Origin of the sequence: Pedobacter sp. SAFR-022 (genome assembly GCF_051965375.1) — a bacterium.
In the GTDB taxonomy this organism is placed as follows: domain Bacteria; phylum Bacteroidota; class Bacteroidia; order Sphingobacteriales; family Sphingobacteriaceae; genus Pedobacter.
In genome coordinates this window covers 329624-343198 of record NZ_JBQCME010000004.1, presented here as the reverse complement: position 1 = coordinate 343198, position 13575 = coordinate 329624, and the positions used below count along the sequence as shown (strand labels likewise).

The following is a 13575-nucleotide window of genomic DNA, read 5'->3' as shown; positions in this document are numbered from 1 at the left end:
ATTTCAGGTTGCATTTTTACCTCGAAAACTCTATCATTGCTCTCCCAAATTAACAAACAGTTATATGGTAACCTTCAATGAATTTTCTACCGTTCCCAGTCTTTTAAGAAACGTAGTAGAAAACATCCACAATCCCGACCACACCTTCCTGAAGCAAAAGAAAGGCAACGACTGGAAAGAGATATCTTACGGCACTACACTCAAAAATGCCGATGCCGTTTCCGCATTCTTTCTAAGAAAGGGGATCAATAAAGGTGATCGAATGGGGCTCATCATAGAAAACTCTCCAGAGTACGTCTATTACGATCAGGGTATCCAGCAAATTGGTGCAATAAATGTTTCCATATATCCCACACTGTCCGAACATGAGGTTGAATACATCATTAATGACTCTGGCATTAAATCCATCCTCGTCGGCAGCCCTTTCCTTTTTAAAAAGATATTAAAGATCGCCAGGAACTGTCGTGAGTTATTATACGTGATTCCGGCCTTTAATGACGTAGATAAAATTGCCGTTCCATCAGATTTCCCTAAAGAGATCATTCATTTCGATGAGGTGCTGAATACAGCTGAAAATATTACTATAGAAGAAGTACAACAGATCACGGCTCTACGTAATGCTTTAAGACCTAAAGATCTCTCCTCTTTGATATATACCTCCGGAACAACCGGCACACCAAAAGGCGTTATGCTCTCGCATAGCAACTTCGTGGAAAATGTTAAAGTGTGCCTGCAACAGATCCCGGTTATCGATAAAGATGACCTGTTTTTATCTTTCCTTCCACTGTCGCACGTTTTCGAACGTACAGCAACCTACCATGTTTGCTGTGCACAAGGCTGTACCATTGCCTATGCGCAGAGCCTGGAACTACTCGCTAAAAACATGGCTGAAGTAAAACCAACGGTGATGAGCTGTGTGCCCAGACTTTTGGAACGCATACACGACAAAGCCATAAAAAGTGGAACTGCTGCAGGTGGTATGAAAGCGAAAATCTTCATGTGGGCTTTGGAAACGGGACAAGCGTATCGCAACAAAAAAGAAGCTGGCCATAACCCAGGTATTCTTTTAGGGCTTAAACAGAATACTGCAGACAAGCTGGTGTTCAGTAAAATTAAAGAGAAGACCGGCGGCAGGTTGAAGTTCATGATCTCCGGCGGTGCAGCGCTTCCGAAAAATGTCGGCGAGTTCTTTGGAAATCTTGGTATTAAAATATTAGAAGGATTCGGACTTACCGAAACTTCGCCCGTAATGTCCGTGACGGAATATCACCGCCAGGTTTATGGGACTGTCGGCCGGATCATTCCGGGCATTGAAGTGGGTATACAAGATGTAGAAACCAAAAACTTCATCAGCATTCAAACACACGAGAGCTTTAATGAAGATTTCGAATGTGAAGAAGGTGAAGTTGTAGTTCGTGGTCATTGTGTGATGCAGGGCTATTTCAACAAACCTGCCGAGACTGCTGAAGCGATAGATTGTGACAATTGGTTCCACACTGGTGATATTGGTCGTTTCTACAAGGGCAACCTGCAGATCACAGACCGGATCAAAAACATGATCGTTAATGCATACGGGAAAAATGTTTATCCTACACCGGTAGAAAACATCTACCTGAAGAGTTTAAAGATTGAATCCATATTCCTGATTGGAGACAAAAGAGAATACCTCACAGCGCTGATTGTTCCTAACCGGGAAACCCTCCAGGAGCAGTTTAATTTGCCGGATGCATACTTCAATCAGCCTGAGCTGTTCATTGAAGATCAGGAGATTTTAAGCTGGATTAACCAGGACATCCGGAAGCTGTCGAATGAACTTGCGAAATTCGAGCGCATCAAGAACTTCAAATTGAAGCGCAGTCCTTTCAGCATGGAAGAAGGCGAAATGACGCCGAGCATGAAACTAAAACGAAAGGTGATTGAGCGTAAGTATGCCGAACCTATCAACGAGATGTACAAAATGGCCGTAGAAGCAGATTAGATTTACTATTTTTGCAGTCATTTAACTCAGTAAAACGTCGCCGGTAAATGCCGGAACATATATCCATATGAGCTTATCAGAATTAGAAATATTACGCCGTAGTGCGTTATCCGAACTACGGAAATTAGGTATCGATCCATATCCTGCAGAAAGTTTCGACATCAATGCCAATGCTGCAGATATCCTTGCAAACTTTGAGGCTAAACAAGAGGCGTATAAGAGCATCAGTCTTGCCGGAAGGATCATGTCCCGCAGAATCATGGGAAGTGCTGCTTTCGTGGAGCTTCAGGATGCTACCGGCAGGATCCAGATCTACCTGAAACGGGATGAACTTTGCCCGGACGAGGATAAAACACTTTATAATACCGTATTTAAAAAGTTATTAGACCTTGGTGACTACATTGGCATCAAAGGTTATGCTTTTACCACCCAAACCGGCGAGATTTCTATCCATGTTACCGAGTTCAAGTTATTATCCAAATCCTTAAAACCGCTTCCAATCGTAAAACGTGACGAAGAAGGTAATATCTATGATGGATTCACCGATCCTGAACTCCGTTACAGACAACGTTATGTTGACTTAACCGTAAACCCTGGCTTCAAACAGATTTTCATTAATCGTTCGAAGGTAATCAACACCATGCGCAATTACTTCAATGAGCAAGGCTGGATGGAGGTAGAAACCCCGATCCTACAACCGATCCATGGTGGTGCAGCTGCAAGACCCTTTGCAACGCATCATAACACCCTGGACATGCCTCTGTACCTGAGAATTGCGAATGAGCTTTACCTTAAAAGGTTGATCGTTGCTGGTTTTGATGGCGTATATGAGTTCGGTAAAATGTTCAGAAATGAAGGTATGGACCGTACGCACAACCCGGAATATACGGCAATGGAAATCTATGTAGCCTATAAGGATTATATCTGGATGATGGCTATGGTTGAGGAATGCCTTGAACGTGTTGCTACTGCCATTCACGGTAAACCAGTTGTTACTGTAGGTAAGAACGAAATTAACTTTGCTGGACCATACGAAAAGCTTACCATGTATGAGTCCATCCAAAAATACACGGGAATTGACGTTTCTGCGATGAGCGAAACAGAAATTGCAGATACCTGCAGGCAGTTAGGAATTGAAATTGATGCAAGCATGGGTCGCGGTAAACTGATTGACGAACTGTTTTCGGAGAAAGTGGAAGCCAATCTGATCCAACCGACATACATCACGGACTATCCGATAGAAATGACGCCACTTGCGAAAAAACACCGCAGTAAGGAAGGTCTGGTAGAACGGTTTGAGCTTTTCGTTAACGGAAAGGAAATTGCAAATGCGTACTCAGAGTTGAATGACCCGATTGATCAAAAGGAACGTTTTGAAGATCAACTGAAGCTTGCTGCAAGAGGCGATAGCGAAGCAATGGCCATGGATGAGGATTTTGTAAGAGCATTGGAATATGGTATGCCACCAACCTCAGGGCTAGGTGTCGGTATCGACCGCTTGGTGATGTTAATGACAAACCAATCCACGATTCAGGAAGTTTTGTTCTTCCCGCAAATGCGTCCGGAGAAAAAAGTGAAGATTACTGAAGATCAGGATTTCGTTGACGCAGGTATCCCTGCAGAATGGGTACAGGCGATCCGCAAAATGGGCATCAATACTATTGAAGACTTAAAAGCTGCAAACCCGAACAAGGTGTTCAATGACCTTGGTGGTATGCGCAAAAAATTAAAGCTTGATTTACCAATGCCCGGCAAAGAGGATGTGATGTCCTGGTTTGCATAGGTTATAAAGATTATATCTATAACGAAGCCGCATTATCGAATGATAATGCGGCTTTTTCATTTTAGGAGCTCGCAGGTTTAAGGCAATGAGCAAACAAAAGTGCTGCCACTGAAGCACTCCTCGAACAATTATGAACCAGACCTCAGGCACACCTCACCCACACCTCGCCCACACCTTACCCACGGAATGTGTGGGTTTGATGTGTTTCAGGTCTTTGTCTGGTGTGCCGTAATTCTGAGACATAATAAAAGCGGCATCATTGCTGATGCCGCTTCTGTAATTCTTATTATCTGTTCTGAAAGATCTACCTGTATCTGATCTGTTGTTTGTCTAACATCACCATCTGATCTTTCATCTGCTTGATCTGGTCGGCAAGCAATTTATTCTTGTCAGCTTTCTTAGCTTCCGTCAAATACATCTGGGCTTCGCGCTTGTTGCGTTTTCCCATAGCAATACCTGCAAGGCTAAGTTTTGCAAGAGCGATGTTATGATCCATTTGCAGACCTAAAGAAAGTGCTTTCTTGAAGTACTTTTCAGATTGCATTGGTGCTTTTCGGGATTCAATTAGTCCTACCAGCAGGTTGTAGTACCCATGCTGCATTTTTACCAGTTGTGTTTCATAGTTGGTGATTCTTTTCAGAAAAGACTCTGCTTTCGGCATATCATCTTTTCTCAAAAACCATTGTGCCAGCAACATGTTTTCATTGTAGAAATATGTTGCAAGTACGATTATACTGATTAACACAGCAAGAATGCCCCAGCCCCAGTATCCAAAAACCATCAGTGCTATGGCACCACCCAGGATTGAAAACCCTATAATTAAACGAAAAATGTTTGGCATAAATCAATTGTAAATTTTGTGCAAATATCGTGTTTATATACTTAAAATCAGATTTAAACTTCTAAATTCAAAAATTAATAAAACAATTATCCCCTAATCGATGAACAAATTATTAACGCTTTTAGTCCTTTTCCTGGGCTTTCAAGCAAGTGCACAGGAACTAAATAAGAAAAAGCAGGATACTTACCGAAATAAAGAAATCATGATCAACAACTGCACAAGAGAAAGTGTGTGTAACTTCCCGGAGTTTAAGACAATTTACGATACCATGTACGAAAGCTATGCACCGGATGCGGAAACCATTACGGCACTGAAGCCACTGATGGATGGTGTAAAGGTAACCATCGTAATGGGAACCTGGTGCGGTGACAGCAAGTTGCAGGTACCTCATTTCTACAAGATCACTGATCAGCTTGGTATCACTGAGCAAGACATGACGCTAATCTGTGTTGATGGAGAAAAGAAAGCTGAAAATGGCTTAATTGATAACATGAATATTGAACGTGTACCAACGTTTATATTTTATAAAGAAGGTAAAGAAATTGGCCGGATCGTAGAGTCTCCAAAAGACACCTTAGAAAAGGATGCCTTAGAACTACTAAGCAAGAAGTAATTGATGGCGACTACGTTTGAGCCTGGATGGCAGGGAATTCTTGAAAAAGAGTTGGAGAAAGACTACATGCAGTCGCTTCGAAATTTCCTAAAACAGGAAAAGGAAAGTGGTCAACTAGTTTTTCCGAAATCAGCTGATGTATTTAATGCTTTTAAACACACCCCCTTGGAGCGCGTAAAAGTGGTGCTGTTGGGGCAAGATCCTTACCATGGTCCAGGGCAGGCTCATGGCCTCTCCTTTTCCGTACAGAAAGGCGTGGCAATTCCTCCCTCACTGCGGAACATGTACAAAGAACTGGCAAATGATATCCCTGGCTTTAAGATCCCGGCACATGGGGATCTTACGGCATGGGCCGATCACGGCGTCCTCTTGTTAAACGCTACCTTGACCGTGCGGGCGCATCAGGCCGGTTCACACCAGGGAAAAGGCTGGGAGACCTTCACCAATCACGTGATCAGCGCCTTGTCGGCAGAAAAACAGGGACTGGTATTTTTACTTTGGGGTAAATTCGCGCAGAACAAGGCACAGCTCATTGATGGCACAAAACACAGTCTGTTAAAAGCGGCGCACCCATCTCCCCTGTCTGCTCACAACGGATTTCTAGGGTGCCGCCATTTTTCTAAAACCAACGACATCTTGCAGGCACAAGGCCAGAGCCCTATCGATTGGCAGATTTTATAAAGTTGCTTAAGATCTAGTATTCCAAAGGTATGATCGGTTCTTTTTTAGTGGTAGACATGATCATCATGGTCTGAAAAGTCTTAACGACGGTAATTTTACTGATCTTTTCCATGATCAGGCGTTCGTAGGCTTTGATGTCATGTACATAAACCTTCAAAAGAAAATCAGCCTGACCGGTAACGTGGTGACATTCCGTAATTTCTTTGATTTGGTTTACTTCGTCCAGAAAAGTTTGGATCGTGTTGTTCTTGTGGAAATCCAGTTGCACCTGGATAAAGGTTTTAATACCTAAGCCAAGTTTTTCTTCATCTACTAGTGCATGATAACTTTTGATGTATCCGGATTGTTCAAGTTTACGAACCCGCTCTAAAGTCGGTGCAGGCGAAAGTCCGATCTCCTGAGATAACAACAAGTTTGTTATTCTTCCATTCTCCTGCAGGAGTCTTAATATTTTTAAGTCAATTTTATCTAATTCTGCGGCCATATGTTAGGTTGTTTACTTTCAAAGGTAATTAGAAATCGCTCTCCACAAAATTAAATTCTTATAAAACCATATTTTTAATAGAAAATTTTTCAACGAGATTTGCTAATAACCTCCTTTTTTGGGCTGCACTTTACCTGAAGTGAAAAGATTTGCCTGTACTTAACGAAGACAACAGCGCTCTAAATCTGGTAATAAATTGGAAATGTGTTCATACTAAACCGATTTAGCTGAAGTGTTGAACATGCCAGTGGGCTGATGACCGAGCCTTAGCTGGTTAAGCTTTTATCCGCTGCAGCCGGTTAACCCTGCTGTCAGCCGCAATTTTTTGTGCAAAGGGCCTGTACAAAATTATATTTGCTAACTTACGGGTATGATATTTGGAGTAATTACGCACAAATAATAATATGGGAAAAAACTACAAGGATACGGTTTCTTGATATGCAGGCGGATAAGACAATGAGGAGAGATGGTGAGTCGTTGGCCGAGGTGCATCAAAGTGTAGAGACCAACAAAAGAACCGGATGGCGAAGAATTTTAAGTTTCATAGGACCAGCCTATCTTGTAAGTGTAGGTTATATGGATCCTGGAAACTGGGCAACTGACCTTGCCGGTGGGAGTAAGTTTGGCTATTCGCTGATATGGGTATTGCTCATGTCAAACTTAATAGCGCTGCTGTTACAGTCGCTTAGCTCGCGACTGGGAATCGTTCGTGGGCTTGATCTGGCGCAAGCATCGAAAAACACTTATCCAAAATGGGTGAATATCCCTTTGTTTATCCTTGCACAGACGGCTATTATCGCCTGCGACCTCGCGGAGATCATCGGTATGGCGATAGGTTTGCAATTGCTGTTTGATCTGCCTCTGCTCTATGGCATCAGCATTACCATTCTGGATACTTTTGTGTTACTCTTTCTGATGAACAAGGGCATGCGTAAGATGGAAGCATTTATTGTATCAATGGTTTTCATTGTCGGCATCTCCTTTCTTGTTGAAATGTTTATCGTTGAGCCTAGCCTGATTGAAGTTGCGAAGGGTTTTGAACCGAGTTTACTTTCGGGCGAAGCATTGTATATCGCTATCGGTATCATTGGTGCCACAGTGATGCCACATAACCTGTATCTGCATTCCTCACTCGTACAAACCAGAAAATTTGAACGTGATAGTAAAGGCATCAAAGAAGCTTTGAAGTTTAACTTCATTGATACCGCCGTGGCACTTAACCTGGCATTTTTCGTGAATGCTGCAATCCTGATCTTAGCCGCAGCAGCTTTTTATAAGAACGGCCTGCATGAAGTCGCTGAAATTCAGGATGCACATAAGCTTCTGGGCAATATATTCGGTAATGTTGCACCTGCATTGTTCGCAATTGCGCTGATTGCAGCCGGACAAAGTTCTACGGTAACTGGTACCCTTGCCGGACAGATCATTATGGAAGGCCACCTGAACCTGCGGATACAGCCATGGCTCAGACGTCTGATCACGAGGATCCTGGCCATCCTGCCTGCATTTTTCACCATTCTTTACTTTGGAGAAGATGCCCTTGGAAGTTTACTGATCCTGAGCCAGGTAGTACTCAGTTTGCAGCTGGGTTTTGCGGTGATCCCTTTAATCCATATTACTTCCGACAAGAAGCAAATGAAGGAGTTTGCATTAAAAAACTGGGTGAAGATATTAGCTTGGACAAGCGCCCTGGTGATCGTAATCCTGAATGTTAAGCTCGTTATCGAGGAGATTAGTTCCTGGGCAAATTCAGCCAGCACCCTCCTGATCTATGGCCTTGTTGTGCCGATAGCCGTCCTTGTCGGATTCTTGCTGCTGTTTGTCTTCATCTATCCGCTCCTTAAAGATCAGCGGATTGGTTCTAATGTACCCCATGGTAACGCCCTGGAAATCGGTCCGATTGAACATCTGGCGTATAAGCGTATTGGCATTTCAGTAGATTTCTCGAAAAATGATTTAAAGACGATCAGACATGGTCTGGTACAAGGTGGCAAGGACGCCGACTACTTTATCATACATATTGTGGAAACTGCGGTGGCCACCTACCACGGTACCTCTGCTATGGACCACGAGACCAAATCGGATGCTGATAACCTCGACGCCTACTGCATCAACCTCCGGGAGCTGGGATACCGGGCTACACCTTGCATCGGCTTTGGAAAGCCGGCAAATTCAATATCACGCCTGAGCAGAGAGAACAACCTGGATTTACTTGTTATGGGCGCCCACGGCCATAAGGGTGTGAAAGATCTAATTCTAGGCACTACCGTAAATTCGGTGAGGCACCAGGTTTCTATTCCGGTTTTGATTGTACGGTAGGAATATTGCAGCTATTGCCCGATGAATAGTTAAGAAATTCGGATATTCGCTTAATAATTATGAAGAACGACGTACAAATAAAAAATAAAAGAGCCTACTTTGACTACCACATTGTGGAGAATTTCAATGCTGGGATTGCATTATTGGGAACAGAGATCAAGGCTATTCGTCAGGGTAAAGCGAACATGTCGGACGCTTTCTGTATGTTCATCGGAAATGTCCTTTATGTAAGAAACCTGCACATCTCTGAGTACAGCCACAGTTCTTTTCACCACCACGATATCAAACGTGACCGTGTATTACTGCTACATAAAAAGGAACTGCGGAAGCTAAAAGCTAAGAGCGAGGAAAAAGGCTATACCATCGTTCCATTGAGAATTTACACCAATGAGCGTGGATTTGCGAAAATCGAGATCGCACTTGCGCAAGGTAAAAAGGAATACGACAAACGGGATAGTATTAAAGACAGGGAATCTAAAAGAGAACTTGACCGGGCAATGAAGGTGTAACTACCAAGCCTGGTCGCCCACAAGCGGTACAAATCTGAACTGGTCCAGTTCAATCTTTTCAAATTCCGTTTCACTGATGCGGATTACGGTAACCATTGTCTGGCTTTGTTCATTACCGACCGGAATAACCAGTATACCCCCTATTTTAAGCTGCTTCAACAACACTTCAGGTACAAAGGGTGCCCCTGCGGTTACAATGATCTTATTATACGGTGCGTGTGCAGGAATTCCCATTGAACCATCGCCAAAAAAGAAGTTGGCATTATAGCCCATACCAGGTAACACCTTTATGGTGTGCTTGTAAATATTTTCCTGCCGCTCGATGGTGTACACGTTTGCGCCAAGCTCCATCAATACACAGGTTTGATAGCCGGAGCCTGTTCCAATTTCCAGAACTTTATCTCCAGGTGTAATGTGTAACAACTCGGTCTGATATGCAACCGTATACGGTTGGGATATGGTCTGACCATCACCTATTGGAAAGGCAATGTCCTTATAAGCCTGGTTCCAGAAAGTTTCGTCAAAGAAAAAATGACGTGGAATTTTTCCAATAGCGTTCAAAACATTTACGTCAGTAATACCTCTTGATTTAAGGTGTTCAACCAGCTTCTTCCTTGCGCCTCGTTCCCGGTAATTGTCAACAAACTTGTATGCCATTTGCTCCAAAAATAAGGCTTTCCCCTCGATCTGCTTCAAGACTTTAATGAATATTTTAGCGAGCAATATCTAACTTGCACTTAATCAATATTATTTTCACAACGTTCTAAACATTTCCTTGTATTAAAGCTGTTTAAAAACTACTTTTGGACACCAATTTTTAAGTGCCACGAGATTTATGAAGAAAATACTTATTCTATGCATCTTAATGCTGACGAGCTACCTAACCATGGCACAAATTGATGGCAGCTTTAACAACTCTGTGAGTGTACGTGCATTTGGAATCATGCAGGTCCCAAAAATTCAGAATGAATCCAAGAAAGATAACTACGTTAACAGTTACCTGAATTCGATAACCTTAAAGTTTAATGATAATCAAATCAGTTACCGCCTATCTGGCAGTTACTTAAATGACGACATTGACGTGATGGAATCGAATAACGGTCGTGGCACGATCCGGGATTATACCATAAAAATGGGTTTTGAAAAGAACTTTAACTATGGTGTGGTACAACCCTACTTTTTAACCGACCTTGGCTACCGTTCACATGAATTTGAAGGGCTGATTAGCACCGCTACGGCTGCAAAAGTTACTAAACACGGTTTTACCCTTGCACCTGGATTCGGGTTGAAGCTTAATGTGCTCAGACAGCTCACGTTTTTTGCCGAAGGAAATGTGGAGTTCTTTTATTTCCAGAACAAACAGGAAATAACACCTGCTGGCAGCGAGGCGAGAAATATCAATAAAAATTACCAGTCACAGTTCCTGCTAAATCCGATCTTTACGGGTCTGCAGTTTCACTTCGGAAATAATCGCTAATAAGGGTCTACGTCAATCTGAATGATGACGCCTTTGAACGCCGGGTCTACATTAACCTGAAGGATGGTTTCCGTAATCAGATTTTTAACTTTCTGAATGGCGGTATCCCGCTCTGCTTTAACGATGATCTGCATCAGAAAATAATTACGCACTCTGGAGACCAAAGGCTGTTCGGGTCCAAGTACCCGTTTGCCGAGTTGTGCCCGAAGGCCGTTGGCCAGCATCCGCGAAGCATAATTCAATACATCCGGATCTTTATGTTTCAGGTTAAGGAATATCAGTCTGGAGAAAGGAGGATAATTAAACTGCTTGCGTTCGGCAATTTCGTCTTCATACATCTCCTCATACCTGTTTTCCACAACCTGCTGGATAATACGATGATTATCATCGTATGCCTGAATATCAACTTTTCCCTGTTTGTCACGCCTGCCGGCACGTCCGGATACCTGTGCGAGCAGTTGATAGCTCCGTTCAAATGCCCGAAAATCAGGATAGTTCAATAAGGTATCCGCATTGATGATCCCGATAAGACTGACATTATCGAAGTCTAATCCTTTAGCGACCATCTGCGTACCGATGAGGATATTGGTGGTACCATCCTGAAAGTCGGAGATGATCTTCCGCAGGCTGTTCTTTGTACGGGTACTGTCTACATCTAAACGCGCGATTTTGGCTTCAGGGAATAGCAGCGCTAATTCTTCTTCCACGCGTTCGGTACCAAACCCTTTCTGCTCAATATGCACAGAACCACAAGCAGGACAGATGTTCAAGGTGTTCTGATGATAACCACAATAGTGACAATGCAGTTTCCCACTACTCTTATGGAAAGTTAAACTTACATCGCAATTCACACATTTTGGAGCAAAGCCGCAAGTCGCGCATATCAGGATAGTCGCGTACCCCCTCCTGTTTTGAAAGAGGATCACCTGTTCCTGGTTTTCCAGGCAAGCTTGTATATCTTCAATCAGCACACTTGAAAAATAGGAAACCATCTTCTTTCGCTTTGTCTCTTCTGCAAGACTTACAACCTGATGATTTGGCAATTCGACACCACTAAACCGATCTGTGAGGGTTACCAAGCCATATTTCTGTGTTAAAGCGTTGTAATAGCTCTCGATGGATGGTGTTGCTGATCCCAGGATCACCTTAGCCTTATGCAAATGGGCCAGGTAAACGGCACAATCTCTTGCCTGATAGCGCGGCGCAGGTTCATGCTGCTTGTAAGAAGCTTCATGCTCTTCATCCACAACGATGAACCTGAGGTTTTGAAATGGCAGAAAAACCGCCGACCGTGCACCAAGAATGATCTTGAAGCTTCCATTCAACACCTTATTCCAAATCTCTACACGTTCAAAATCGTTGAACTTCGAATGATAAACGCCTATTGCATCGCCAAAGTAATGTTTTATGCGCTCCACAATCTGAGTTGTCAAAGCAATCTCCGGCAGCAGGAACAGCGCTTGCCCCTCTTCGGCAATGGCTTCTTCGATGAGCTTGATGTAAATCTGTGTCTTACCGGAAGCCGTTACACCATGAAGCAGTACAACTTCTTTTTCCTGAAATGCGTCCTTCACGGCAGTAATCGCGGTAGTTTGTGCCGCAGAAAGCTCATAGTTCCGGATTTCGTCAGTTTCGTCCATCGACAGCCGGCTTACAGGCTTTTTACGTTGCACAAATATGTCTTTATCGATCAATGCTTTTATGGAGGCCTGGCCACAATTACTGTTACTCAGAATATCTGATTTCAGCACTTCTTTTGTGGACTTAGAAAGATGGATCAAAGCCAGGAGTGCATCTAATTGCCGGGGCGCCCGCTCCAGGATCTCAAAGAGTTCTTTAAGTTTATCTTCGTTCTGGTAAACAGGGTTTAGCGAAATGAAGGTCTTCAGCAGGGGCTTGTATTTCTCCACCACTTCTTCCGCGACATAGACCAGGTCTTTGCTCAGCAAGGACTTAACCAGGGAGATGACGGTTTTTTGCCCGAGTATCTTTGCGATTTCCGCAATGCTAAGCTTTTCCTGCTTCTTCAGGAATTCAATAATCAGCTGTTCCTTATCTTTCAACACCGCATGTTCCAGGTCTGCATCTTCTTTAAGCACGATGATGGTTTCACTTGCCAGTTTTAAACCTGCGGGCAAAGCTGCAGTCATGATCTCCCCCTCATTACACATGTAATAAGTAGACATCCAGTTCCAGAATTTAAACTGATTAGCATTTACAACCGGGAAGGCATCAATGACATCGATGATGTACTTAGCGGCATAGACCACCGGTGCCTCGGTTGTAATAGAACGAATAAGGGCTGTATAGATTTTATTTTTACCAAACTGTACGATCACCCGCTTCCCTGGTGCAACCTCTTCATTCATTTCGAAGGGTACACGATAGATGTAATTCTTTGATAACGATAACGGAAGAATGACCTCTACAAACAACGTTTCTCTTTCCTGAAAAGCGGTATCAAAGTTTTGCTCCATTTATTTCTTTTTTGCTGCTGTGAAAAATAACATCATCCAGCCCAGGATGAAGAATAGCCCACCAACGGGTGTTACAGGGCCAATATAGGATGCGAGCTGCAGATGGTGGATCTCCCGGGTTGCCAGTATATATAGGGAACCCGAGAACAGGACAATGCCGAGACCAAAGAACACGTGTGCCAGTCTGGTTAAGCGGCTTTGTTCAGGAAGGTTAGACAGAAATAGTAATGCGAAGACATGATAGAACTGGTATTCTACGCCCTTGGTCCAGATGGCGAGTGCATTTTCACCGATACTGTCCTTCAGGCTATGGGCACCGAAAGCACCTAAAATCACCGCCATTACGCCAAATACAGAAGCGGTTAAAACTATATTTTTATTCATTTATAGCGCTTATTAGCTGCCTAAATTAA

The 13575-nt window shown here is 43.3% G+C and carries 12 protein-coding genes; 7 read left to right on the top strand and 5 right to left on the bottom strand.

Annotation, left to right across the window (positions count from 1 at the left end; translation table 11 throughout):
* The first annotated feature begins 64 nt into the window (after window positions 1-64).
* Together ACTHQF_RS12170 and lysS are read left to right on the top strand one after the other, a co-directional pair.
* Window positions 65-1978, top strand: a complete 1914-nt coding sequence (locus tag ACTHQF_RS12170; protein WP_440430490.1) for an AMP-dependent synthetase/ligase — start codon at window positions 65-67, stop codon at window positions 1976-1978.
* A gap of 67 nt (window positions 1979-2045) precedes the next feature.
* Entirely contained in the window at window positions 2046-3761 is a 1716-nt protein-coding gene (lysS, locus tag ACTHQF_RS12165) for a lysine--tRNA ligase (protein WP_440430489.1), read from the top strand.
* A 304-nt stretch (window positions 3762-4065) separates the two neighbouring features.
* On the opposite strand, the gene ACTHQF_RS12160 is transcribed toward lysS, so the two are convergent.
* Window positions 4066-4602, bottom strand: a complete 537-nt coding sequence (locus ACTHQF_RS12160) for a DUF2892 domain-containing protein (protein ID WP_440430488.1) — start codon at window positions 4600-4602, stop codon at window positions 4066-4068.
* A 100-nt stretch (window positions 4603-4702) separates the two neighbouring features.
* Between ACTHQF_RS12160 and ACTHQF_RS12155 the strand changes: the two genes are divergently transcribed.
* On the top strand, window positions 4703-5215 hold the full coding sequence (locus tag ACTHQF_RS12155) for a thioredoxin family protein (protein WP_440430487.1): 513 nt from the start codon (window positions 4703-4705) through the stop codon (window positions 5213-5215).
* Window positions 5216-5218: 3 nt separating this feature from the next.
* Complete coding sequence (gene ung / locus ACTHQF_RS12150) at window positions 5219-5896, top strand: uracil-DNA glycosylase (protein ID WP_440430486.1); 678 nt, start codon at window positions 5219-5221, stop codon at window positions 5894-5896.
* A gap of 13 nt (window positions 5897-5909) precedes the next feature.
* On the opposite strand, the gene ACTHQF_RS12145 is transcribed toward ung, so the two are convergent.
* A complete protein-coding gene (locus ACTHQF_RS12145; RefSeq protein ID WP_188625786.1) occupies window positions 5910-6380 on the bottom strand; it encodes an Lrp/AsnC family transcriptional regulator in 471 nt (156 codons plus the stop codon).
* Between the two features lie 456 nt (window positions 6381-6836).
* On the opposite strand from ACTHQF_RS12145, the gene ACTHQF_RS12140 reads away from it, so the two are divergent.
* Together ACTHQF_RS12140 and smpB are read left to right on the top strand one after the other, a co-directional pair.
* Complete coding sequence (locus ACTHQF_RS12140) at window positions 6837-8699, top strand: Nramp family divalent metal transporter (protein ID WP_440430485.1); 1863 nt, start codon at window positions 6837-6839, stop codon at window positions 8697-8699.
* Window positions 8700-8758: 59 nt separating this feature from the next.
* Window positions 8759-9208: an SsrA-binding protein SmpB gene (smpB, locus tag ACTHQF_RS12135; protein ID WP_440430484.1), complete on the top strand. Its 450-nt coding sequence runs from the start codon at window positions 8759-8761 to the stop codon at window positions 9206-9208.
* On the opposite strand, the gene ACTHQF_RS12130 is transcribed toward smpB, so the two are convergent.
* Window positions 9209-9865 (bottom strand): protein-L-isoaspartate(D-aspartate) O-methyltransferase, encoded by a 657-nt coding sequence (locus ACTHQF_RS12130; RefSeq protein WP_440430598.1) that lies wholly within the window; start codon window positions 9863-9865, stop codon window positions 9209-9211.
* 178 nt (window positions 9866-10043) lie between these two features.
* Between ACTHQF_RS12130 and ACTHQF_RS12125 the strand changes: the two genes are divergently transcribed.
* Window positions 10044-10685, top strand: a complete 642-nt coding sequence (locus ACTHQF_RS12125; protein WP_440430483.1) for a hypothetical protein — start codon at window positions 10044-10046, stop codon at window positions 10683-10685.
* On the opposite strand, the gene priA is transcribed toward ACTHQF_RS12125, so the two are convergent.
* Complete coding sequence (gene priA / locus ACTHQF_RS12120; protein ID WP_440430482.1) at window positions 10682-13162, bottom strand: replication restart helicase PriA; 2481 nt, start codon at window positions 13160-13162, stop codon at window positions 10682-10684. The genes ACTHQF_RS12125 and priA overlap by 4 nt on opposite strands.
* Window positions 13163-13546, bottom strand: coding sequence for a DUF423 domain-containing protein (locus tag ACTHQF_RS12115; protein ID WP_440430481.1), 384 nt, complete (start codon window positions 13544-13546; stop codon window positions 13163-13165).
* Window positions 13547-13575 lie beyond the last annotated feature (29 nt).

Bases quoted from the DNA above. Each gene is read 5' to 3' on its own strand.
- priA (WP_440430482.1), bottom strand. From the start codon at position 13,162: ATGGAGCAAAACTTTGATACCGCTTTTCAGGAAAGAGAAACGTTGTTT.
- ACTHQF_RS12145 (WP_188625786.1), bottom strand. From the start codon at position 6,380: ATGGCCGCAGAATTAGATAAAATTGACTTAAAAATATTAAGACTCCTG.
- ACTHQF_RS12170 (WP_440430490.1), top strand. From the start codon at position 65: ATGGTAACCTTCAATGAATTTTCTACCGTTCCCAGTCTTTTAAGAAAC.
- lysS (WP_440430489.1), top strand. From the start codon at position 2,046: ATGAGCTTATCAGAATTAGAAATATTACGCCGTAGTGCGTTATCCGAA.
- ACTHQF_RS12160 (WP_440430488.1), bottom strand. From the start codon at position 4,602: ATGCCAAACATTTTTCGTTTAATTATAGGGTTTTCAATCCTGGGTGGT.
- ung (WP_440430486.1), top strand. From the start codon at position 5,219: ATGGCGACTACGTTTGAGCCTGGATGGCAGGGAATTCTTGAAAAAGAG.
- ACTHQF_RS12115 (WP_440430481.1), bottom strand. From the start codon at position 13,546: ATGAATAAAAATATAGTTTTAACCGCTTCTGTATTTGGCGTAATGGCG.
- smpB (WP_440430484.1), top strand. From the start codon at position 8,759: ATGAAGAACGACGTACAAATAAAAAATAAAAGAGCCTACTTTGACTAC.
- ACTHQF_RS12155 (WP_440430487.1), top strand. From the start codon at position 4,703: ATGAACAAATTATTAACGCTTTTAGTCCTTTTCCTGGGCTTTCAAGCA.
- ACTHQF_RS12140 (WP_440430485.1), top strand. From the start codon at position 6,837: ATGAGGAGAGATGGTGAGTCGTTGGCCGAGGTGCATCAAAGTGTAGAG.
- ACTHQF_RS12130 (WP_440430598.1), bottom strand. From the start codon at position 9,865: ATGGCATACAAGTTTGTTGACAATTACCGGGAACGAGGCGCAAGGAAG.
- ACTHQF_RS12125 (WP_440430483.1), top strand. From the start codon at position 10,044: ATGAAGAAAATACTTATTCTATGCATCTTAATGCTGACGAGCTACCTA.